18 protein-coding genes are annotated in these 23,375 nt (G+C 72.1%); 9 read left to right on the plus strand and 9 right to left on the minus strand.

Annotated features, from left to right (window positions below):
- Window positions 1-101 precede the first annotated feature (101 nt).
- The 6 genes from ACWIGU_RS40420 to ACWIGU_RS40445 all read left to right on the plus strand — a co-directional run bounded on the left by ACWIGU_RS40420 (window position 102) and on the right by ACWIGU_RS40445 (window position 9,387).
- Window positions 102-3,029: an SCO5717 family growth-regulating ATPase gene (locus tag ACWIGU_RS40420; protein ID WP_454406820.1), complete on the plus strand. Its 2,928-nt coding sequence runs from the start codon at window positions 102-104 to the stop codon at window positions 3,027-3,029.
- Between the two features lie 329 nt (window positions 3,030-3,358).
- On the plus strand, window positions 3,359-5,260 hold the full coding sequence (locus ACWIGU_RS40425) for an ABC transporter substrate-binding protein (protein WP_454406821.1): 1,902 nt from the start codon (window positions 3,359-3,361) through the stop codon (window positions 5,258-5,260).
- Between the two features lie 77 nt (window positions 5,261-5,337).
- Window positions 5,338-6,414: an ABC transporter permease gene (locus ACWIGU_RS40430; RefSeq protein WP_453777183.1), complete on the plus strand. Its 1,077-nt coding sequence runs from the start codon at window positions 5,338-5,340 to the stop codon at window positions 6,412-6,414.
- Complete coding sequence (locus ACWIGU_RS40435) at window positions 6,411-7,358, plus strand: ABC transporter permease (protein WP_454406822.1); 948 nt, start codon at window positions 6,411-6,413, stop codon at window positions 7,356-7,358. Before ACWIGU_RS40430 ends, ACWIGU_RS40435 begins: the two co-directional genes overlap by 4 nt.
- Complete coding sequence (locus ACWIGU_RS40440) at window positions 7,355-8,356, plus strand: ABC transporter ATP-binding protein (RefSeq protein WP_454406823.1); 1,002 nt, start codon at window positions 7,355-7,357, stop codon at window positions 8,354-8,356. The genes ACWIGU_RS40435 and ACWIGU_RS40440 overlap by 4 nt, the downstream gene beginning before the upstream one ends.
- Entirely contained in the window at window positions 8,353-9,387 is a 1,035-nt protein-coding gene (locus ACWIGU_RS40445; RefSeq protein ID WP_454406824.1) for an oligopeptide/dipeptide ABC transporter ATP-binding protein, read from the plus strand. The genes ACWIGU_RS40440 and ACWIGU_RS40445 overlap by 4 nt, the downstream gene beginning before the upstream one ends.
- A gap of 51 nt (window positions 9,388-9,438) precedes the next feature.
- On the opposite strand, the gene ACWIGU_RS40450 is transcribed toward ACWIGU_RS40445, so the two are convergent.
- From ACWIGU_RS40450 to rimP, 9 genes are all read right to left on the minus strand, one after another.
- Window positions 9,439-10,392, minus strand: a complete 954-nt coding sequence (locus ACWIGU_RS40450; protein ID WP_454406825.1) for a bifunctional riboflavin kinase/FAD synthetase — start codon at window positions 10,390-10,392, stop codon at window positions 9,439-9,441.
- A gap of 123 nt (window positions 10,393-10,515) precedes the next feature.
- Window positions 10,516-13,974, minus strand: a complete 3,459-nt coding sequence (locus tag ACWIGU_RS40455; protein WP_454406826.1) for a serine protease — start codon at window positions 13,972-13,974, stop codon at window positions 10,516-10,518.
- A gap of 227 nt (window positions 13,975-14,201) precedes the next feature.
- Window positions 14,202-15,110 carry a tRNA pseudouridine(55) synthase TruB gene (gene truB / locus ACWIGU_RS40460; RefSeq protein WP_356282275.1) on the minus strand — a complete coding sequence of 303 codons (909 nt, stop codon included), beginning with the start codon at window positions 15,108-15,110 and terminating at the stop codon, window positions 14,202-14,204.
- Between the two features lie 2 nt (window positions 15,111-15,112).
- On the minus strand, window positions 15,113-15,574 hold the full coding sequence (gene rbfA / locus ACWIGU_RS40465; RefSeq protein WP_454406827.1) for a 30S ribosome-binding factor RbfA: 462 nt from the start codon (window positions 15,572-15,574) through the stop codon (window positions 15,113-15,115).
- A gap of 34 nt (window positions 15,575-15,608) precedes the next feature.
- Entirely contained in the window at window positions 15,609-15,902 is a 294-nt protein-coding gene (locus ACWIGU_RS40470) for a DUF503 domain-containing protein (RefSeq protein ID WP_116509238.1), read from the minus strand.
- A gap of 142 nt (window positions 15,903-16,044) precedes the next feature.
- Window positions 16,045-19,152: a translation initiation factor IF-2 gene (gene infB, locus ACWIGU_RS40475; RefSeq protein ID WP_454406828.1), complete on the minus strand. Its 3,108-nt coding sequence runs from the start codon at window positions 19,150-19,152 to the stop codon at window positions 16,045-16,047.
- Between the two features lie 146 nt (window positions 19,153-19,298).
- A complete protein-coding gene (locus ACWIGU_RS40480) occupies window positions 19,299-19,577 on the minus strand; it encodes a YlxR family protein (protein WP_116509242.1) in 279 nt (92 codons plus the stop codon).
- Between the two features lie 79 nt (window positions 19,578-19,656).
- The gene (gene nusA / locus ACWIGU_RS40485) at window positions 19,657-20,646 is read right to left on the minus strand and encodes a transcription termination factor NusA (protein WP_326710889.1); all 990 of its coding nucleotides are present in this window, start codon (window positions 20,644-20,646) and stop codon (window positions 19,657-19,659) included.
- Window positions 20,647-20,648: 2 nt separating this feature from the next.
- A complete protein-coding gene (gene rimP, locus ACWIGU_RS40490) occupies window positions 20,649-21,161 on the minus strand; it encodes a ribosome maturation factor RimP (RefSeq protein WP_227297568.1) in 513 nt (170 codons plus the stop codon).
- A 183-nt stretch (window positions 21,162-21,344) separates the two neighbouring features.
- Between rimP and ACWIGU_RS40495 the strand changes: the two genes are divergently transcribed.
- The 3 genes from ACWIGU_RS40495 to ACWIGU_RS40505 are packed head-to-tail and all read left to right on the plus strand — an operon-like array spanning window position 21,345 to window position 23,279.
- Window positions 21,345-21,857: a hypothetical protein gene (locus ACWIGU_RS40495; RefSeq protein WP_454406829.1), complete on the plus strand. Its 513-nt coding sequence runs from the start codon at window positions 21,345-21,347 to the stop codon at window positions 21,855-21,857.
- Between the two features lies 1 nt (window position 21,858).
- Window positions 21,859-22,332: a ferritin-like domain-containing protein gene (locus ACWIGU_RS40500; RefSeq protein WP_454406830.1), complete on the plus strand. Its 474-nt coding sequence runs from the start codon at window positions 21,859-21,861 to the stop codon at window positions 22,330-22,332.
- Window positions 22,333-22,385: 53 nt separating this feature from the next.
- Window positions 22,386-23,279 carry an aminoglycoside phosphotransferase family protein gene (locus ACWIGU_RS40505; protein ID WP_454406831.1) on the plus strand — a complete coding sequence of 298 codons (894 nt, stop codon included), beginning with the start codon at window positions 22,386-22,388 and terminating at the stop codon, window positions 23,277-23,279.
- Window positions 23,280-23,375: the final 96 nt, after the last annotated feature.

Raw genomic sequence — 23,375 nt, forward strand, 5'->3', positions numbered from 1 at the left:
CGGCTCGTACGCGTCCCAGGGGAAGAGCGCGGCGGATCGGACGACAGGAACGGTCGCCCCCCACCACGGCACGAGGGTGCTCGACCACACCAGGAGGCATTGTGAACAGCGATCGGGACGAGATCCGCGGGGGCTGGGACACACCCGTCGATGATCACTCCGACGCGGAGTCCGCCACTGAGACGACGGGCGAGTTCACCATCGACTACGCCCCACCGGCCTGGTACACGCAGAACGCGTCGTCGGGCACGGGCGAGACCCCCTCGGCCACTCCCGCCACGCCTCCGCCACCGGCGCCCGCACCCGTGGCGCCCCAGGCGCCGCCCGCGCCCTACACGCCGTACACGCCCGCCGCTTCGGCCGTCGAGCCGGACGCGGGTTCCGGGAACGGGGATCTGGAGAGCGGCGCGACGATGCGGTTCTCCGCGGCCGCGCTGAAGCGGGAGTTCGCCGAGCTGGCCGCGCAGGGCGAACAGAAGGCCGATCCGACGACCGAGCCGACGACCGAGGAGCAGGGCGGGGACGCCGCGTCTGCCGACGCGCAGGCGGGTGCTGACGGCGAGAACGCCGGCTCCGGTGAGTCCGGTGACTTCCCCGTGGTCGCCGCTGCCGGGCCCTCCGGGGACGCTGCGGGCGTCGGAGACACCGACGCCAACGCCAACACCGACGCCACTCAGGCCTCGACCGATGACACCGACCCCGAGGCCGCTTCTGACGACGCGTCCGAGGCGGAAGGGCCGACCGGTTCGGACGACTCGGGCGACACCGGCCCCGAGACCGCCGAAGCCGCTCCTGCGGAAACACCGGCCGAAGCGAGTGCGGACACCGGCACCAGCGCCGGCTCTGACTCGTCGGCCGACGCGCAGAACGCACCGGCCGACGCGCAGAACACCCCCGCCGCCTGGGCCCCGCCGCCCGTGCCGCAGGACGGTATTCCGCCGCTCCCCCCGGCGTTCCAGCCCGCCGCCCCCACGCCGGCCCCCCAGTGGCCCGCGCAGCAGCAGCCGCAACCCGGCGCGCCGGTTCCGGCCCAGGGCACGCCCGCCCCGCCGGCCTGGCCCGCGCAGAACACCCCGCCATCGCAGCAGGGTGGTTACGGATTCCCGCAGCAAGCGGTCCCCGGCGACCCGCAGCAACCCGCGCCTCCGGCACCGCCGCAGCAGCAGCAGGGCTACGGGTTCCCGCAGCCGACGCCGCCCGCACCCGCCGCACCGGACCAGCCCGCCCCGCAAGGCGGTTACGGATTCCCGCAGCAGTCCCAGCCCGGCACACCCAACCAGCCCGCCCCGCAAGGCGGTTACGGGTTCCCGCAGCAGCAGCCCCAGCCCGGCGCGGGCTACGGGTTCCCGCAGCCGCAGCCCGGAGCCCCGGCTCAGGGACACCCGGCCGCGCCCAACACCCCGGCCCCGCACCTCCCGGCGCAGCAGCACCCCCAGCAGCCGCCGGCACCGCACACACAGCAGCCCGGCCCCCAGCCCCCCGTCGGACAGCAGCCGCACCCGCAGCCGCCCGCGCCGCAGGCCCCGGCCCCGCACCCCGAGGGCCACCCCGGCCACCCCGGCCAGCCGCAGCCCGATCAGCAGTTCCAGGGCCAGCCCGGCCAGCCGTACCCGGGGCAGGTGCCCCCGGGAACGGCCGACCCGCGTGCCGGTGGCGCCTGGCCGCAGCCCGTTCAGCACGACCAGCGCACGCCCACGAACGTCGGCGGTGCGCCGCTCGGCTACACGGCGGCCGTGGAGCTGTCGGCCGACCGGCTGCTCAGCAACAAGAAGCAGAAGGCGAAGAGCACCCGCCCCGGCGGCGGCAACGCGCGCTTCAAGCTCGGCGGCAAGAAGGAGGAGGCCGAACGGCAGCGGAAGCTGGACCTGATCCGCACGCCAGTCCTGTCCTGCTACCGGATCGCCGTCATCAGCCTCAAGGGCGGCGTGGGCAAGACGACCACGACGACGGCGCTCGGTTCGACGCTCGCCACGGAGCGCCAGGACAAGATCCTCGCCATCGACGCCAACCCGGACGCCGGCACGCTCGGCCGCCGTGTGCGCCGTGAGACCGGCGCCACCATCCGAGACCTGGTGCAGGCGATCCCGCACCTCAACTCGTACATGGACATCCGCCGGTTCACCTCGCAGGCGCCGTCCGGCCTGGAGATCATCGCGAACGACGTGGACCCGGCGGTCTCGACGACGTTCAACGACACGGACTACCGCAGCGCGATCGACGTGCTCGGCAAGCAGTACCCGATCATCCTGACCGACTCCGGCACCGGTCTGCTGTACTCCGCGATGCGCGGCGTCCTCGACCTCGCCGACCAGTTGATCATTATCTCGACGCCGTCCGTCGACGGCGCGAGCAGCGCCAGTACGACGCTCGACTGGCTGTCGGCGCACGGGTACGCGGATCTGGTGTCGCGTTCCATCACGGTCATCTCCGGGGTCCGCGAGACCGGCAAGATGATCAAGGTGGACGACATCGTGTCGCACTTCGAGACGCGGTGCCGCGGCGTCGTCGTGGTGCCGTTCGACGAGCACCTGGCGGCCGGCGCCGAGGTCGACCTCGACATGATGCGGCCCAAGGTGCGCGAGGCGTACTTCAACCTCTCGGCGATGGTCGCGGAGGACTTCCCGCGGGCCCAGCAGCAGCAGGGCCTGTGGACGTCGGACGGCAATCCGCCGCCCACCATGGCTCCCCCGGTGCCGGGTCACCAGCAGCAGCCGTACCCCGCGCAGCAGCCTTACCCGGGTCAGCCGTATCCGGGTCAGCCGTATCCGGGGCAGCCGGGCGCGCCCCAGCCGCCCGCGCCGGGTCAACAGCCCGCTCCGGGGCAGCAGTTCCCGGCCCAGCCGTACCCCGGCCAGCCATATCCGCAGCAGCCCGGCCAGGCCCAGTCCGGCGCCCCCGGCCAGCCCCAGCAGCCGGGCCAGCCCGGCCCCCCGCAGATGTGGCAGCAGCAACCCCCCGCGCCGGCCCAGCCCGCCCCCGGCCAACCCCTCCCCCCGTACACCGCACAGCCCCAGCCGCCTCAGCAGTAACAGCGCCGAACCCCGGCCTCCAGGACACACAGAAGGCCCGCACCGACACCACGGTGCGGGCCTTTCCCGTGTCCGCCGAAAACCGCTCAAATACCCACTGGATACGCATTGTTGTGCGGTACGGGCATCACGCCCTGGCCTGCAAAGCGTCAGAGGTCTCGACCAATGTGCGTGAATTCCGGGTCAACTCGTTATTTCCGCAGGCCACATGGGGTTCATGTGTCGTTGACGTGCGCAGACCGCCGCTGATAGACACACACATCAACCAGCTGGCGTCCCATGATCAACCTGCCACTCCTGCGCGAGCAACGACGCGAGGTCACCGACCCATGGACACAAAAGATCAGCCCCAGAGAGCACACGCTCCGCTCTTCTCCCGTTCCCCACGGCGCGCGCCCCGCCGGACCCTGCGGGTCCTCCTGGCCGCCGGCGCCGCGGCGTTCACCCTGACGGCCGGCCTCGCCACGCCGCTCAACCCCGCACCCCACGAAGCCAAGGCGGCCGACGGCGGCAAGAAGGTCCTCACCGTCGCCCTCGCCCAGAGCGTCGACTCGCTGAGCCCGTTCCTCGCTCAGCGACTGGTCAGTACGAGCATCCACCGGATGATGTACGAGTACCTGACCAACTACGACCCCAAGGACAACCACACCGTCCCGGGCTTCGCCACCGAATGGAAGCCGTCCGCGGACAAGCTCACCTGGACCTACACCATCCGGTCCGACTCGAAGTGGTCCGACGGCCGGCAGGCCACCGCCGCCGACGCCGCCTTCACCTTCAACAAGATGATGACGGACGAGGGCGCCGCGACCGCGAACGGCAGCTTCGTCTCCAACTTCAAGAAGGTCACCGCTCCCAGCGCCACCCAGCTGGTCATCGAGCTGAAGAAGCCGCAGGCCACGATGGCCGCGCTCGACGTCCCGATCGTTCCGGAGCACATCTGGAAGAACGTCAAGGACTTCTCGAAGTTCAACAACGACAAGACCTTCCCGGTCGTCGGCAACGGCCCGTTCGTGCTGACCGACTACAAGGTCGACCAGTACGTGAAGCTGAAGGCCAACAAGGACTTCTGGCGCGGCGCGCCCAAGTTCGACGAGGTCGTCTTCAAGACGTACAAGGACCAGGACGCCGCGGTCGCCGCCCTGCGCAAGGGCGAGGTCTCCTTCGTGGCCGGCTCCCCCGCCCTGACGCCCGCTCAGGCGGCGTCGCTCAAGGGCGAGCAGAACATCAAGGTCAACGAGGGCCCCGGCCGTCGCTTCTTCGCGCTCGCCACCAACCCGGGCGCGCAAACCAAGGACCGCAAGAAGTTCGGCAACGGCAACAAGGCCCTTCTCGACCAGAAGGTGCGCCAGGCGCTGTTCCTGTCGATCGACCGCAAGACGATCGTCGACAAGGTCTTCCAGGGTCACGCCGTCGAGGGCGAGGGCTACATCCCGCCGCGCTTCGGCGACTACTTCTGGAAGCCGTCCGGCAGCCAGGCCCTCGGGTACGACCCCGACAAGGCCGGCAAGCTGCTCGACGAGGCCGGTTACAAGATGAAGGGCAGCGAGCGCGTCGGCAAGGACGGCAAGCCGCTCAACTTCCGCATCCTGTGCCACGCCACGGACCCGAACGACAAGGCGATCGGCAAGTACCTCAAGGAGTGGTGGGGCAAGCTCGGCATCGGCCTGAAGGTCGACTGCCTAGACGACGTCTCGGTGCCCTGGTACGCCGGTGAGTACGACCTCGCGTTCGACGGCTGGTCGGTCAACCCCGACCCGGACTTCGTCCTCGGCATCCACACCTGCGCCGCCCTGCCCGTCAAGGCCAAGGAGAGCGCGGCGACGGACAACTTCATCTGCGACAAGACGTACGACGACCTGTACAAGAAGCAGCTCGCCGAGTACGACCCGGTCAAGCGCGCGGACATCGTCAAGCAGATGGAGTCGTGGCTGTACGACTCCGGGTACATGAACGTCATCGCGTACCCGAACGCCGTCGAGGCGTACCGCACCGACCAGATCAAGTCGATCCAGACCATGCCGACCGAGGCCGGAAACATCTACGGCCAGGACGGGTACTGGAGCTGGTGGTCGGCCGTTCCGGCGGGCGACACGAGCGACGCGAAGAACAGCGGAAGCAGTTCCGGCTCGGCCGGCGTGATCATCGGTATCGTCGCGGCCGTCGTCATCCTCGGCGGCGGCGGGCTGCTCCTCGCGCGGCGCCGCCGCACCTCGGCGGACGACCGCGAGTAGCAGCACCCGGTCAGAAGAAGGCGCGTCAGGTCCGTCCGCAGGCGTCGCAAGTACCGCACGAGTAACGAGAGTTCCACATGACAGCAGAGAGCACTCCGGCGCTCGTGCAGAGTGCGGACACCGACGGCCCGGCACAAGCCGGGCCGTCGGCGGCCCGCGGTCCACGCGCGCGCAACACCAAGGCCTATCTCCAGTACGTGGCGGGCAAGATCGCGGGGGCGGTCGTCTCGCTCTTCGCGGTCCTGGTCACCAGCTTCTTCCTGTTCCGCCTGATCCCCAGCGATCCGGTGAAACAGATGACCGGAGGCCGCCGGGTCTCGGCGCAGCAGCTCGAAACGCTCCGCCACCAGTTCGGCCTCGACCTGCCGATGTGGCAGCAGTTCACCAACTACATCGGTGACGCGCTGACCGGCGACTTCGGCACGTCGTACCAGTTCCACGCCCCGGTGATCGACAAGATCACCGAGGCGCTCCCGGCGACGCTGCTCCTGACCGGCACGGCGTACGTCCTCTACACCGCGCTCGGCATCTGGCTCGGCACGCGCACCGCCTGGCGCAACGGATCGCGCAGCGACCGCTTCAACACCGCGTTCGCGCTCACGCTCTACTCGATCCCGTCGTTCTGGCTCGGTCTGCTGCTCATCATCGTGTTCTCGGTGGGGCTCGGCCCGATCCCGGGTCTGTTCCCGACAGGCGGTCTTGAGTCGGGCGGCGAGAGCGGGTTCGCGTACGTCATGGACGTCGCGCACCATCTGGTCCTGCCGGTGATCACGCTGGTGGCGGTCGGCTACGCGCAGACGCTCCTCGTGATGCGCTCCTCGCTGCTCGACGAGATGGGCAGCGACTATCTGACGACGGCGCGCGCGAAGGGCCTGCGCGACGACGTCGTACGCCGCAAGCACGCCGTCCCGAACGCGATGCTGCCCACGTTCACGCTGATGTTCGTGAACCTCGGGCACGTCGTGGCCGGTCAGATCCTCGTCGAGACGGTCTTCTCCTGGCCCGGCCTCGGCGGCCTCTTCTACTCGGCACTCAGCGTGCCCGACCTGCCACTCGTCCAAGGGCTGTTCTTCGTCTTCGCCACCGCGGTGATCCTGGCGAACACCCTCGCCGACGTACTGTATCCGCTGCTCGATCCCCGGGTGGGCCGATGACTGCCGACATGAACACCGATCTCGACACCGCCCAGCTCCCGCCGCCGGCCGAGAAGAGCGCGCGGGCCCTGGCGCGCGCCCGCAAGCGCCGCTCCGCCGCCCGCTTCTGGCGCGAGTACCGGGCCCACCGGAGCGGGCTGTGGGGTCTCGCCGGGCTGGTCCTCATCGCGCTCATCGCGATCTGCGCGCCCCTGCTGGTCGGCGCGGACTCCCAGAGCGTCACCGACGCACCCGGCGGCGCGCTCGAAGCTCCCAGCGGTGAATTCCCGCTCGGCACCGACCAGTTCGGCCGCAGTGTGCTGGCCCTCCTGGTGTGGGGGGCGCGTGTGTCCCTCACCGTGGGGCTCCTTGCCGCCTTCCTGTGCGTGGCGATCGGCACGGTCGTCGGCATCGTCGCCGGCCACTTCCGCGGCTGGTATGCGACGGTCCTGATGCGGGTCACCGACTGGTTCCTGGTGATGCCGACGCTGGTCCTCGCGATCGCGCTCGCCACCGTGATGTCCCGCTCCATCTGGACGGTCATCCTGGCGATCGGCGTGACGACCTGGCCGACGACGGCCCGCCTGGTCCGCGCCCAGACGCTCGCCGTGGAGTCACGGCCGTACATCGAGCGGGCCCGCGCGCTCGGCGGCGGGCACGGGCACATCATGCTGCGCCACGTCCTGCCGAACGTGATGCCGCTCGTCCTCGCGCAGACCACCCTCGTGATCTCCAGCGCGATCCTCACCGAGGCCACGCTCGCGTTCCTCGGCCTCGGCGACCCGACGATCACGTCGTGGGGCGGCATGCTCCAGGACGCGCGCGAGGCGGGCGCGGTCAGCGCGGGCGACTGGTGGTACCTCGCGCCTCCCGGACTCGCCATCGCCCTGGTCGCACTCGCGTTCACGCTGTGCGGCCGTGCCGTCGAAGCCGTCCTCAATCCGAAGCTGGGGGTGGCCAGGTGAGCCTTCTCGACGTCAGAAACCTCGAAGTGACGTACGCGGGCGGGGCGCGGGCCGTGCGCGGCGTGAACCTCAGTGTCGACGCGGGCCACAAGCTCGGCATCGCCGGCGAGTCAGGCTGCGGCAAGTCCACGCTCGCCCTCGCGCTGCTGCGTCTCCTGCCGGCCGGCACGAAGGTCTCCGGCGAGATCCTGCTGAACGGCGAGGACGTCCTCACGATGAAGTGGGGCCAGGTCAGGGCCGTGCGCTGGGCCGGTGCCTCGATCGTGTTCCAGGGCGCGATGCACTCGCTCAACGCCGTGCACCGCATCGGCGACCAGATCGCCGAGCCGATCCTGCTGCACAGGAAGGCGACGCCGGCGGGCGCGAAGAAGAAGGTCGCGGAGCTCCTGGAGCACGTCGGCCTGCCCGCCGCCCGCGCGGACGCGTATCCGCACGAGCTGTCCGGCGGCCAGCGCCAGCGCGTGATGATCGCGATGGCGCTCGCCTGCGACCCCGGCCTGATCATCGCGGACGAGCCGACGACGGCCCTCGACGTGATGATCCAGGCGCAGATCCTCCGCCTGATCGAGCAGCTCGTCTCCGACCAGGACCTCGGCCTCATCATGATCAGCCACGACCTCGCCGTCCTCTCGGACACCTGCGACCGCCTCGCGGTGATGTACGCGGGCCGCGTCGTCGAGGAGGGCCCCGCCCGCGAGGTCTACGAGAACGCGCAACACCCCTACGGGAAGGCCCTGTCGGCGGCGTTCCCGCGGATCGGCGACATCGCGTCCCGGTTCGCGCCGCGCGGTCTGCCCGGCGACCCGCCCGACCCGTCGGCGCTGCCACCGGGCTGCACGTTCCACCCGCGCTGCCCGGTGGCGCTCGACAGCTGCATCACTGAGGACCAGGAGCTGCGGAACGCGGGCACGGCCCGGCTGGCGGCCTGTGTGCACGTGGGCGGCGCCACCGATCCGGACGACGCCGCCGGCGCCGAGGCAAGGAGCACCACAGCATGACCAGTACGTCCCCCCTGCTCGCGGCCGGCGCGCTGCACGTCACCTTCCCCGGCCGCCGTGGCGCGGACCCCGCGCGGGCCGTGGACGGCGTCGACCTCGACATCGCGCCCGGCGAGATCGTGGCGCTGGTGGGCGAGTCGGGCTGCGGCAAGACGACGCTCGCCCGCTCCCTGCTCGGCCTGGTACCGCCGACGTCCGGCCGGGTCACGTTCGACGGGAAGCCCCTCGACTACTCCACGCGCGCCCTCAAGGCGTACCGCAAGCGCGTGCAGCTGGTCCTCCAGGACCCCAGCGGTTCGCTGAACCCGCGGCACACGGTGTACGACGCGGTGGCCGAGGGCCTGCGCATCCACGGGTACGCGGGCGACGAGCGCGAGGCGGTGGCGAACGCCCTGTCGCGCGCCGGACTCCGCCCCCCGGAGCGCTTCTTCCTGCGCTACCCGCACGAGCTGTCGGGCGGCCAGCGGCAGCGTGTCGTCATCGCGGGCGCGCTCGTCCTCGACCCCGAACTGATCGTCGCGGACGAGCCCGTGGCGTCCCTCGACGCGTCGGTGCGCGGCGAGATCCTCGCGCTGCTGCTCAGGCTGCGCGACGAACTGGGCCTGTCCGCCCTCGTGGTGACGCACGACCTGGGTCTCGCCTGGAACATCGCGGACCGGGTGGCGGTGATGTATCTGGGCCGGATCGTGGAGACGGGAACGGTGGAGAAGGTTCTGACGGCACCTCAACACCCGTACACGCAGGCCCTGTTGTCGGTTCTGCCGGAAGCGCCGGGTGATCCGGTCGTCCTGACGGGCGAGCCGCCGGACCCGTCGCGCATCCCGTCCGGCTGCCGCTTCCACGCCCGCTGCCAGATCCTGGCGTCGGGCGAGGCGGAACGGTCGGGCGTGGCGGACCGCTGCCGCGGGGAGGACCTGCCGGTGCTGTCGGGCGCGAGCACGACACAGGTGGCCTGCCACTGGGCGACCGCAACCACGACGGGCAAACCCAGCCCGTGGGGGTCCCCCCGGACGGAGTCTGGGGGAGTTTGAGGACCAGGGGCTCCGGGGGCAGCGCCCCCGCGACGCCTACCCAGACCCCGCCTACTCCCCCTCGTACGCCTCAATAAGCTCCCGAGACCGCTTCACGTCATCCGCGATGGCGACCAGCAGCGCGTCGATCGAGTCGAACTTGGCCATCCCGCGCACATAGGCGAGGAAGTCCACGGCCACGTGCAGGCCGTACAGGTCGAGGCCGACCCGGTCGATGGCGTACGCCTCGACGGTGCGCTCGGTGCCGTCGAACTGCGGGTTGGTGCCCACGGAGATCGCGGCGGGCATCGCCTCGTCCCCCACGTGCAGCCAGCCCGCGTAGACGCCGTCCGCCGGGATCGCGGTGTGCGGGAGCGTCTCGACGTTGGCGGTCGGGAAGCCCAGATCGCGGCCGCGCTGGGCGCCGCGCACAACCACGCCCTCGACGCGGTGCGGGCGGCCGAGGATCTCGCGCGCGCCCTCCATGTCGCCCTCGGCGACGAGCCGCCGGGTCAGCGTGGACGAGAAGGGCTCGCCGCCGCCCGCCGAGCCGCTCACGTACAGATCGACGACCTCGACCTCGAAGTCGTACGTCGTCCCCTGCTCGGCGAGGAACGCGACATCGCCCGCGGCGCGGTGGCCGAAGCGGAAGTTCGGCCCCTCGACGACGAGGCGCGCGTGCAGCTTGTCGACCAGGACCTTCGCGACGAACTCGGCCGGCGACAGCTTCGAGAACTCGGTGGTGAACGGAAGGATCAGCAGGGCGTCGACGCCGAGCTCGGCCATCAGCTCCGCCCGCCGGTGGTGCGGGGCGAGCAGCGGAGGGTGGCTGCCGGGGCGCACGACCTCGCTGGGGTGCGGGTCGAAGGTGACGACGACGGCGGGCACACCGAGCTCACGGGCCCGTTCGACGGCCCGGCCGATGATCAGCTGATGGCCGCGGTGCACTCCGTCGTAGGAGCCGATGGTGACGACGCTGCGCCCCCAGTCCTGGGGGATGTCCTCCAAGCCACGCCAGCGCTGCACGGTGATTGCTCCTCGCGAACCTGTGTACGACTGTTACGTCTCTTTGCCGAATACGCAGGTCTAAGAGTGCCATGCCGAGCGCCCACGCCCCGCATCGGGAGGCGCCGTACCGGCATGTGCAGGTCAGGCGGGCACGCGTACTCCGGCCAGGGCCTCGATCACGCGGCGGGCACTCGGCCCGACGAGGGCGGCCCACTCGCGCGGCGCCCCCTCCAGCCACTGGACGAGTAGGGCGGCGAACCCCGGCACCGCGTCGGCGGCCTCGACGAGCCCGCGGTCGAAGCGTGCGGCTCCCTCCGGGGTGCGGACCAGCCGCTGTCCGGTGCGCCGCACCAGGTCACGGGTACGGGTCGCCCCGGCTCCCTCAGCGCTGCGGGCGGCGGTCCGCAGGACGGCGTCGAGCACGTCCGGGTCGTCCTCGTGGGCGAGCAGCACGTCGAGGAGCTCGCCGCGCAGGGCGCGTGAGGCGCCGGTGCCGGGTCCGGCGAGGACGGGCGCGAGCGCGGCCCGCCCGGGGCCCGGACAGGTGCGGAGCAGCCCCGTGACGAGAGGGAAGAGGACAGCTCGCCCGGCCGGCCCGTGCTCCAGGCACCGGTCGACGTACGCGGCGATGTCCTGAGCGGCGTCGGGCCGGTCCGCCGAGAGGTCCTCGACGAGGGCGGCCGACCGCCGCGCGAGCGCGGGCGCGGTCACGTCGGCGAGGGCCTCCAGCACGCCGCCCGCACCGCCCGGCTCCCGCGCGCGGTCCCGGAAGGCGCGCAGGACGGGCTCGGGGTGCGTGGCCAGGGCGGCGGCGAGCGCGCTCACGGGCAGCTGCGGATCGCCGTCCGCGAACCGCTCCAGGGCGCGCGCCAGATAGGTGCCACGCGTCTGCGGGTCGCGCACGAGGAGGGCGAGCGCGGTGCCGTGCCGGGCGCCGTCGGCGGTGCGGGCGAGCAGGGCGAGCGCGGCGTAACGCAGCAGGCTGCGGTCGGCGTCGGTGGTGACGTGCGGGGCGACCCGCAGGGCGCAGGCGACGGCGGACGCGCGGCGGGCGGGGCGCTCGTCGTGGGCCCAGCGGTCGACGGCGCGGCACAGCGCGGACGGCTCCTCGTCGGCGAGCACGGCGAGGAGTTCGTCGGCGTGCGGGTGCGCGCAGTCGGCGAGGGCCTCGGTGAGGTCGTCCACGGCGCGGTGCCGGTGCGTGTGCAGGAGAGCCTGGGCCGCGGTGGCGACGGTCGCGTCGGGCAGGGCGGGCAGCGGCCGCGTGTCGTCGAACCAGCGGGTGAGGTGGACCTGGACGCCGGCCGGGTCGGCGGCCAGCAGGTCGGCGACGGTGTCCAGGTGACGGGCGTGGCTCCCGGGCGGCGGATCGTGCACGACGAGGCGGCGCAGGAGACCGAGGCGGTCGGCGTCCGTGACGGGGATCCGGCGCCAGAACGAGGGGTCGAGGCGTCCGCGGTCGGCGAGCGGTTCGAGCACCCCGAGATAGGGAGTGGCGTCGGGCACGCGCAGGAGCGCCTCCTCGACGAGGTGGGCCGCCCACCATGAGGCGTCGGCGTCGCCGGGGGTGAGGGACCTGAGCACCAACTCGGCCAGATGCCCGCCGAGCTGGGCCGGACCCTGCTGCCGCTCGACGAGGAGGAGGGCCTGGACGACGGGGCCCGCGCGGTGCCGGGGGACGGGCACCGCGCGCGCGGCCCGGCCGGCTTCCCGGTCGCGGTACACGAGCGCCCGCAGCGCCTCGTCCAGGTCCAGGTGCATACCCTGGATCCAGTCGGCGACCTCCTCGTGCGCGAACCGGTAGCCGCGCCCCGCGGGGACGAGTACGCCTTCGGTGAGGACGGCCGGGGCCCACGCCGTGACGCCCCCGCCGCGCCGCCCCGGCAGCGCGCCCCAGGGGAACACCTCCTCGAACGCCTCGCGGTCCAACTCCCCCTGCCCCGGCCCCAGGCAGCGCCGCGCCGCCTCGTGGACCTGCCCCGACACCCGGGCCGCGAGCCTGCGCACGGCCGTGCCGCGCAGCCCGTTCACAGCGGCGAGGCGCACCGCCACGCGCAGGCACATGAGGTCGAGATACGCGGCGAAGACGGCGTCCCGGTCGGCGCTGCCCGGCACGGGTCCGGGCAGCGCGGCCCGTACTTCGGCGAGGAGCCGCACCGCGAGCGGATGCCGTGCGTCGCGGCCGGCGAGCGCCTCCTCGGGCAGCCCGTACCGCTCACACGCCACGCGGGCCTGGTCCCCGGTCAGCTCCCCCAGCGGAACACAGGCGGGCAGCCGCCCCGTCCGCCCGTACAGCACACGGGCCGGGAACAGCTCGCCCGCGCGCTCCCAGTACTCCCCCCGGCACGCCACGACGAGCCGCACGCCGGTCTCCCGCAGCCAGCGCGCCGTGCCCTCGGTCCACTCCGCCAGCCGGTGCGCCAGTACGGGCGGCATCTCCTCGGGCCCGTCGAGCAGCAGCACGAGGGGCCGGCCGGCGGCGCGTGCGGGCGCCGCGATCCGCTCCGGCGACACATCACCGACGCCGGCGCCGCCGGGCTCCTGGCCGTCGGGCTCCCCGGTCCGTACGGGGACGGCCCCGGGCAGTGACGCCGCGACGATGCGCCCGGCCCTGACCAGCGCCCGCCGCGCGGCGTCCGCCACGCTCCGGTCATCGCCCTGCAGATCCGCGCCGCGCAGCCAGAGGGTCGGGGCGGGGTGGGCGCCCCGTCCGCGTCGCGCGGCATACGCGGCGAGTTCCGTCGTACGGCCGCTGCCCGGCGCTCCCACGAGGGCGAGGACCGCCGCGTCGGACACCTCGAACTCGGCGAACTCCCTTGCCACTTCGGGCCGTTCGACCGGCTCCGGGTCGAGGACCGCACTCGGCCCGTCGGACCCGACCGACGTGGCCGTCAGCTGGAGTGCGCCCGCCAGATTGAGTGCGTCCCCGTACACGGGCACGGTGGCCGCGTTCCGCGCGAGGAGTGCGGCGAGCGGCCCGTCCGGGTCGGCGGCAGCGGCCTCCCGCAGCGGCACGGCGAACCCGGCGGCGCGGTGTCCGGCATCGAGCGCCGTGCCGAGAACGGCGAGGACGGAGCCTGAAGCGGCGTCGACGACGGGCCCCCCGGCGGCCCCTCCCCCGAGCCGCAGCGCGTCGCGGCCGTCCGTACCGATGGCCAGCTCCATGGCCCCGGGGACGAGATGGAAGCCGTCGGTCGCGGTGTACGTGACGTCGGCACGGCCGAGGACGCGCGCCTCACGCCAGCCCCCGGCGGCGATCCGCACGTACGCCCCGGCCCCGGCCGGGCCCCGGACGGCCACCGGCAGCGGGCGCATGCCGAGGCCCTCCGTCGCGTCGGTGCGGATGAGCGCGAGGGCCGACTCGGGCAGCGGGACGACATCGGCGGCGCCCACGACACGGGTGATCCCGCCGGGCGCGCGCAGGACGACGCGGCCGAGTCCGTCCACGACTTCATGGCTCGTGACGACGGTCCCGTGGTCGTCTGCGACGAAGCCGGCGCCGCGCGGGCGTCCGGCCAGATCGAAGACATGGACGAGGGGCGGACCGGTCCCGGGACCCGTCGTGTCCCCGTCTCCGGCCCAGGGGCCCAGTCCCGCCATCGTCGAACCTCCCGCCACGCCCCGTAGGACCGACGGTAGGCGCGTGATGATCAGCGGAACAGGCGTCAGAGCGAACGCGCCCCCTTCCACTCCCTCGGTTCACTCCGAGCGCCCGCCCGAAGGGGTGAACAGATCGGGGGTGATGGATAGACCCTTGGGGAGGGGGATCGTGGAGCAGCACGCGGCTGACTGCGCGCCGCTCCACGGCGGGGGGGCCGGCGAAGAGATCAGCCGAAGACGGCGAGGCTCTTCGCCTTGCCCTTCGACTCCTCCACGAGCGCGAGGAACACGCCCTCGGGGTCGAAGACGGCGACCGGCCCGGCGCCCGCGTACTCGCCGGGCACCTCCAGACGGACCCCGTTGAGCAGCAGCCTGGCGCGGTGCGCGTCCACGTCCCAGCGGGGGAACGCGGCGGTCGCGGCGTCCGCGACGGGCATCACGCTCAGCTCCTCCTGGAGCTGGTCGAGGGTGCGCGCGGAGTCCAGCTTGTAGGGGCCGACCCGCGTGCGCCGCAGCGCCGTGAGGTGACCGCCGACGCCGAGGCCGGCGCCCAGGTCCCTGGCGAGGGCCCGGATGTACGTCCCGGACGAGCAGACCACCGAGACGACCAGGTCGAGGACCGGGGTGCCGTCCTCGGCGACCGCGTCCCTGATGTCGTAGACGGTGAAGGACGAGACGGTGACCGGCCGCGCCGGGATCTCGAACTCCTCGCCCTCGCGGGCCCGCTTGTAGGAACGCACGCCGTTGATCTTGATGGCGCTGACCTTGGACGGGACCTGCATGATGGCGCCGGTCAGCTTGGCGATGCCCGCGTCGACCGCCTCGCGCCGGACGCCGGACGCGTCGGTGGACGACGTGATGTCGCCCTCGGCGTCGTCGGTCAGCGTGTTCTGGCCGAGCCGGATCGTGCCCAGGTACTCCTTCTCGGTCAGCGCGAGATGGCCGAGCAGCTTGGTCGCCCGCTCCACACCGAGGACCAGGACACCGGTCGCCATGGGGTCGAGCGTGCCCGCGTGGCCGACGCGGCGGGTCTTCGCGATCCCGCGCATCTTGGCCACCACGTCGTGCGAAGTGAAGCCCGACGGCTTGTCGACAATGACAAGACCGTCGGGCGTCGGGGTGTTCTTCTGCGTCATTCCTAGGCTTCGCCGTCCTCGTCCGCGCCGGCGGCGTCGTCGTCCTCGGGCTTGCGGTACGGGTCCGCGCCCCCGGCGAACTCGGCACCGGCGGACACCTCCCGGACCTTCTCGTCCGAGATCCGGGCCTTGTCGAGGAGGTCCTCGATGGCCCGGGCGTTGTCCGGCAGGGCGTCCGCCACGAAGGCCAGGGTCGGCGTGAACTTCACACCGGCCGCCTGGCCCACCGCCGAACGGAGGACACCCTTGGCGCTCTCGAGGCCGGCCGCGGCAGCGGCACGCTCCTCGTCGTCGCCGTAGACCGTGTAGAAGACGGTCGCCTCCCGCAGGTCACCCGTCACCCGGGTGTCCGTGATGGTCACATGCGTACCGAGCCGCGGGTCCTTGATCCCGCGCTGGAGCTTCTGGGCCACCACCTCTCGGATGAGGTCCGCCAGCCTTTTCGCCCGCGCGTTGTCGGCCACTGCGCCGTCTCCTTCTTCGCCTTGCTCTTGAAAATCAGTCTTCGTCGCCGTGGAGCCTGCGTCGAACGGAGAGCAGCTCCACCTCGGGACGGGCGGCGATCAGACGCTCGCACCGGTCCAGTACGTCGGTGAGGTGCCCCGTGTCCCCGGAGACCATCGCCAGGCCGATCTCGGCCCTGCGGTGAAGTTCCTGATTCCCGGTCTCCGCCGCACTCACCGCGTACTTGCGCTGGAGTTCGGCGACGATCGGGCGGATCACGGAGCGTTTCTCCTTCAGCGAGTGGACGTCGCCGAGGAGCAGATCAAAGGACAGAGTCCCCACATACATGTATGTCCGGATGTCCCGCCGGTTCGGGTTCGTGGCCCCGCCAACCACTTGGCGGGGACACTCGAACCGTACACGGAACGGCCGGGGCCGATCGACGGGATTTCGTCCCGCCGACCGGCCCCGACCTTGAGCCGTGCGCGGATCAGGCGCGCGGCTTCTCGCGCATCTCGTACGTCGCGATGACGTCGTCGATCTTGATGTCGTTGAAGTTTCCGAGGTTGATACCGCCCTCGAAGCCTTCGCGGATCTCGGTGACGTCGTCCTTGAAACGACGCAGACCGGAGATGTTGAGGTTCTCCGCGATGACCTTGCCATCGCGCAGCAGGCGCGCCTTGGTGTTGCGCTTGACCTCGCCGGACCGGACGAGCACACCGGCGATGTTGCCCAGCTTGGACGAGCGGAAGATCTCGCGGATCTCCGCCGTGCCGAGCTCGACCTCTTCGTACTCCGGCTTGAGCATGCCCTTGAGGGCCGCCTCGATCTCCTCGATGGCCTGGTAGATCACCGAGTAGTAACGGACGTCGACGCCCTCGCGGTCCGCCATCTGCGCCGCGCGGCCCGCAGCGCGGACGTTGAAGCCGATGACGATCGCGTCGGAGCCGGTCGCCAGGTCGATGTCCGACTCGGTGACGGCACCCACGCCGCGGTGCAGGACGCGGATGTCGACCTCTTCGCCGACGTCGAGCTGGAGCAGCGAGGACTCGAGAGCCTCCACCGAACCGGACGCGTCGCCCTTGATGATGAGGTTGAGTTCCTGCACCAGACCGGCCTTGAGGGCCTCGTCCAGGTTCTCCAGGGAGAACCGGACGCCACGCCGCGCGAAGTTGGCGTTGCGCTCGCGAGCGGCACGCTTCTCGGCGATCTGACGGGCCGTACGGTCCTCGTCGACGACCAGGAAGTTGTCGCCGGCGCCCGGGACGTTGGTGAGACCCAGGACCAGGACGGGGGTCGACGGACCCGCTTCCTCGACGTTGTTGCCGTTGTCGTCGAGCATCGCGCGGACACGGCCGTACGCGTCGCCGACGACCATGGTGTCGCCGATGCGCAGCGTGCCGCGCTGGACCAGGACCGTCGAGACGGCACCGCGGCCACGGTCGAGGTGCGACTCGATCGCAATACCCTGCGCGTCCTGCTCCGGGTTGGCCCGCAGGTCGAGCGAGGCGTCCGCGGTCAGGACCACGGCCTCGAGCAGGGAGTCGATGTTCAGACCCTGCTTGGCGGAGATGTCGACGAACATCGTGTCGCCGCCGTACTCCTCGGCCACCAGACCGAACTCGGTGAGCTGACCGCGCACCTTGGTCGGGTCGGCACCCTCGACGTCGATCTTGTTGACCGCGACCACGATCGGCACGTCGGCCGCCTTGGCGTGGTTCAGCGCCTCGATCGTCTGGGGCATCACACCGTCGTTGGCCGCCACCACGAGGATCGCGATGTCGGTCGACTTGGCACCACGGGCACGCATGGCGGTGAACGCCTCGTGACCCGGGGTGTCGATGAAGGTGATGCGACGCTCTTCGTCGTTGACCTCGGTGGCGACCTGGTACGCACCGATGTGCTGCGTGATACCGCCGGCCTCGCCCGCGACGACATTCGTCTTGCGGATGGTGTCGAGCAGTCGGGTCTTACCGTGGTCGACGTGACCCATGACGGTCACGACCGGCGGACGCGCGACGAGGAACTCCTCGCCACCCTCGTCCTCGCCGAACTCGATGTCGAAGGACTCGAGCAGCTCGCGGTCCTCCTCCTCGGGGCTGACGATCTCGAGGATGTAGTTCATCTCATCCGCGAGCAGCTTCAGCGTCTCGTCGGAGACGGACTGCGTGGCAGTGACCATCTCGCCGAGGTTCATCATCACGGCGACGAGCGACGCCGGGTTGGCGTTGATCTTCTCCGCGAAGTCGGTGAGGGAGGCACCACGCGACAGACGGACGGACTGTCCGTTGCCGCGAGGCAGCATGACGCCGCCGACCGACGGGGCCTGCATGGCCTCGTACTCCTGGCGCCTCTGCCGCTTCGACTTGCGGCCACGACGGGCGGGCCCGCCGGGACGGCCGAACGCACCCTGTGTGCCACCGCGGGCACCCGGACCACCGGGACGACCGCCGAAGCCGGGACGGCCACCGCCGCCACCGGGACGACCGGCGAAACCGCCGCCGCCACCGGCACCGGGGGCACCCGGACGACCGGCGAAACCGCCGCCGCCACCACCGGGACGACCGGCGAAACCGCCGCCGCCACCGGGACGACCGCCGCCGCCACCCGGGCGACCGCCGCCGCCGGGACCACGGCCACCGCCGGGGCCACCACCGGGACGCGGGCTGCCGGCAGCGGGACGCTGCGGCATCATGCCCGGGTTCGGACGGTTACCACCGGGGGCACCACCCGGACGCGGAGCGCCGGCCTGCGGACGGGGCATGCCGCCCGGAGTCGGACGGGCGCCGCCCTGACCACCCTGCGGACGCGGGGCGCCACCGGGGCCGCCCTGCGGACGCGGGCCGCCGGGGCCACCCTGGCCGCCGCCGGGACGCGGGGCACCGCCGGGACGGGGCGCCTGGGGGCGCGCCATGCCGGTGGAGCCACCAGAGGTGAACGGGTTGTTACCGGGACGCGGCCCTGCGGGACGACCGCCGGGACGCTGGCCCTGACCCTGGCCGCCGGGGCGCGGGGCACCCTGACGGTCGCCGCGGTCGCCGCGGCCCTGAGCACCCTGGCCGGGACCGGCCGGACGGGCGCCACCGGGCTTGGGGGCACCGGGACGGGCGCCCGGACGCGGACCGGCTGCCGGGGAGGCCGCGGGGGCCTGGGCAGCGGGAGCGGCCGGAGCCGCGGGCGGCGCCGTGAACTCGGGCGCGGCCGGGGCCGGAGCCGCGGGACGCGGAGCCGGCTTCGGGCCGGGCGTCGGACGCTGACCGGCGGCCGGGGTCACCGGGGCGGCGGCAGCGGGCTTCTCCGCGGCGGACGGCCGAGGAGAAGGCGCAGCCGGCGGGCGCGGAGCAGCAGGCTTTGCGGCCTGCGCCGGAGACGGGGTCGGACGGGCCGGCGAGGGCTTCGCGGGCGCGGCCTTGCGGGCGGCGGGCTTGCCGCCGCCACTGCCCTGCTGGAGGGCGTCAGTCAGCTTGCGTACTACAGGCGCCTCGATCGTCGAGGACGCCGAACGGACAAATTCACCGAGTTCTTGGAGCTTGGCCATGACGACCTTGCTCTCCACCCCGAACTCCTTGGCGAGCTCGTATACCCGGACCTTAGCCACTTCGCTCCTTTTAGGTCCGGGTTACGCCGGACCGTCGCTACTTCATGGGCGTACTCATCGCGTGCTCATCGAGTGCTCATCGCAATCTCGACCTACTTCCAACTCGCGGGGGTACCAGGACCGCACGGGGTCCCGTACGGCACGTTCTACGGTGTTACCTGCTCGACGCGGTGGCGCAGGGCCTCCGTATCGAACGGTCCAGGGGCTTTGAACGCCCGCTGGAACGCCCGGCGGCGGACCGCCAGGTCGAGACAGACCAGGGCGGGATGCACATACGCACCCCGGCCGGGCAGCGTACCGCGATGATCGGGGACACATTCACCCTCGATCACCACGATGCGCAGCAGATCGCTCTTGGCCGTTCGCTCCCGGCACCCCACACACGTGCGCTCTGGGCATGCACGGGCATGCGTCCGGCCAGACACGCTTAAGTCTACCTCCCCGTACCGACCTCACCCCTTTGGGGCAAAAATCGAACGGTTGTTGTCGTGATCTTTGTGGTGGCTACTCCGCCGGCTGCTGCTCGGTGTCCGGACGGATGTCGATCCGCCAGCCGGTGAGGCGCGCGGCGAGGCGGGCGTTCTGGCCCTCCTTGCCGATGGCGAGCGACAGCTGGTAGTCCGGCACGATCACCCGCGCGGAGCGGGCGGCCATGTCCACGACCTCGACCTTGGACACGCGCGCCGGGGACAGGGCGTTGGCCACCATGTCCGCCGGGTCGTCGGACCAGTCGACGATGTCGATCTTCTCGCCGTTGAGCTCGGCCATGACATTGCGCACACGGCCGCCCATCGGGCCGATGCAGGCGCCCTTGGCGTTCAGGCCGGAGCGGGTCGAGCGGACCGCGATCTTCGTGCGGTGCCCGGCCTCGCGCGCGATGGCGGAGATCTCGACGGAGCCATCGGCGATCTCGGGGACCTCGAGCGCGAACAGCTTCTTCACCAGGTTCGGGTGCGTGCGCGACAGGGTCACGGAAGGACCGCGCACACCCTTCGCGACGCGCACCACGTACGAACGAAGGCGCATGCCGTGCTGGTACTCCTCGCCCGGGACCTGCTCCTGCACCGGCAGGATGGCCTCGAGCTTGCCGATGTCGACGAGCACGTTCTTCGGGTCGCGGCCCTGCTGGACCACGCCCGTCACGATGTCGCCCTCGCGGCCGGCGTACTCGCCGAGCGTCGCGTCGTCCTCGGCGTCGCGCAGCCGCTGCAGGATGACCTGCTTCGCGGTCGTCGCGGCGATACGGCCGAAGTCGGACGGGGTGTCGTCGAACTCCCGGGCCTCCTGGCCCTCTTCGAGGTCCGCCGGGTCCTCCTTCGCCCACACCGTCACATGTCCGCTCTCACGGTCGAGGCGCACGCGCGCGTGGCGACGGCTTCCCTCGGTGCGGTGGTAGGCGATGAGGAGGGCCGACTCGATCGCTTCGACCAGCAGGTCGAAGGAGATCTCCTTCTCCCGCACCAGACCCCGCAGGGCACTCATGTCGATGTCCACGGCTACGCCTCCTCTGCATTCTCTTCGTTCTTGTTCTTACGGTTGAACTCGACCTGGACACGCGCCTTGGCGATGTCGTCGAAGGTGAGCCTGCGGGCGGTGGGCTTGCGCCCCTTCACGCCGGGCACCTCGAGGTCCAGGCCCTCGTCGTCGACCTTCAGGATCCGCGCGACGAGTTCGGTGTCGGCGCCGTCGGCCAGCTGGAACTTCACCAGGCGGTCGACCGCGCGCACGTAGTGCCGGTGCTCGGTCAGCGGCCGCTCGGCGCCGGGGGTGCCCACCTCGAGGTCGTACTCGCCCTCACCCATGGCGTCCGTCTCGTCGAGCTTCGCCGAGAGCGCGCGGCTCACATCGGCGACCTGGTCCAGATCGGCTCCGGAATCGGAGTCGACGACGACTCGCAGCACTCGCTTACGTCCGACCGATGCCACTTCGATCTCTTCGAGATCGAGGCCCTGAGAGCTCACCAGCGGTTCCAGTAGTGACCGCAGCCTCTCGCTCTGGGTGGTGCTCATCCGGGTGACTCCTCGGCCGCGTGTGCTGTTGTGGTCTCGTCGTGCGTCAGGTCAAAGGGTATCCGGTCCAGGGGGGTGTTGCCGTCCACCCGACATGGGCCGAAGGTACGGTGATCACCGGGCCTGCCGCCCGCCGCTCCTGCTGAATCCTTCCTGCCATCCTTCCTGCCGAGGACGTCTGCCGTGCCGTTGACCACTGGGGCCCCCGCGGGGCCGCGTAGAAGGAGCCTGCTGGCCTCGGTGGCCGGGGCCGCGCTCCTGACGGGCTGTTCCGACGGCGAGGACCCCGACTCGGACGGTGCCAGGGGCGCGCGCAGCGTGTCCGCCGCGCAGCGGATCAAGGCGCGCGCGGCCCGCGACAGCGGCGACCTGCTCGACCGGTACGAGGCCGCGCTCGCGGCCCATCCGGCCCTGGCCGCGCGGCTCGGCCCGCTCCGCGACGAAGTGGCCCGGCACGCGAAGAGCTTCGGTGCGCCGGCGCGCCCGGCCGCACCGGCCTCCCCGTCTGCGTCGCCGTCGCCGTCCGCCTCACCGGCCTCCGAGAAGGACACCGTGCGGGCGCTGGCGGAGGCCGAGCGGCAGCTCGCCGACCGCCGTGCGGCGGCCCTGGTCGACGCCCCCGCCGAACTGGCGCGCCTGCTCGCCTCGGTGGCCGCCGCGGGCGCCGGACACGCGTATCTGCTGACGAAGGACTGACATGGCCGACAAGGACGACAGCGACAAGCAGCTTCTCTCCGCGGTCCAGGCGGCACTGGCCGCCGAGCACGCGGCTGTGTACGGGTACGGCGTCGTCGGCGGCCGGATCAGCGAGAGCCGCAGGTCCGAGGCGCGCACCGCGTACGACTCCCACCGAGCCCGCCGTGACGACCTGCGGCGCACGGTCCGCGACCTCGACGGCGAGCCCGAGCCGTCGGCAGGTGCCTACGCACTGCCCTTCCCCGTGCCGGACTCGGCGGCGGCGGCGCGGCTCGCGGCGGACATCGAGGACCGCGTCGCCGGCGTCTACTCGGACCTGGTGCGGGCCTCCGAGGGGGCGCGGCGCAGGGGCGCGGCGGACGCGCTGCGGGAGGCGGCGGTGCGCGCGGTGCGGTGGCGCGGCGGCAGCGTAGCCTTCCCTGGTCTCGCCGAGCGGGCCGCGGCGCCCCAGGCGTCCGCGACACCGCAGGCGTAGCCGCCACGGTCACACGTACCGTCCGCCGTCACGGGGAAGGGAGTTACTCGCACATGTCTTTCGAACCGCCGAAGCGGCTGGTCAACGCGCTCGGCGAGGTGCGGGACGACGGGGCGTCCGCGTGGCTGGCGAGGGTGCCGGAGATTCTTCGGGAGGCCGTGGAACGGCTTGAGCTGACGGTCGAGCGGGTGCATGTGCCGGGCGGGCGCAGCAGTCTCGTCGTCCTGGTGCGACGGGCCGACCACACGCCCGCAGTCCTCAAACTGGCGCCGGAGCGCTTCCGTCCGGAGGCCGAGCACGCGGCTCTCACACACTGGAACGGGTTCGGGGCGGTGCAACTCCTGGGCGATGGCGGTGACCTGCTCCTGGAACGGCTGCACCCCGAGGTGTCGGTGCGCTCGCTGCCCGAGGCGAAGGCGCTCCTCGAGGCGGCCGGCACGCTGCGCAGGCTCTGGGTGGAACCGCCGTCGTGGCGCTCCTGCGAGACAGTCGCCGACCGGACGGGCCGTCAGGCCGAGGCGATGCGCGCCACCGCTGCCGCGGAGCCGGATGTCGTGCCGCTGGTCGACGCGGCGCTCACGGCGCGGGACGAACTGCTCGTGGCACCGCCTGAACTACGGCTGCTGCACGGGACGTTCCGGCAGAGCAAGGTGCTGGCCGGGGAGCGGACGCCGTGGCTCGCGGTCGGTCCCGACCCGGTGGTCGGCGAGTGCGCCTTCGACCTCGCGCGGCTCGTCAGGGACCGGGTGGAGGACCTGATCGCGTCACCGTCCGGTGCGGCGACGACGCGGCGGCGCGTGAAGCGGCTCGCGGAGTCCCTCGATGTGGACCAGGAGCGGCTGCGCGGGTGGACGCTGTTCCGGGCGGTGGAGTCCGGCGTACGGGCACTGCGCGTGGGGCGTGAGCGGGACGCGGAGCTTTTGCTGGAATTCGCGGGGTGGCTGTAGCGGCCCGGCCGTAGGGGCGTTTCTTCACTCCCAGCCCGCCCCTTCCCGAACTGGGGCTCCGCCCCGGACCCCGATCCTCGATCGCCGGACGGGCTG

The sequence above is a fragment of the Streptomyces sp. NPDC055400 genome (genome assembly GCF_053644375.1).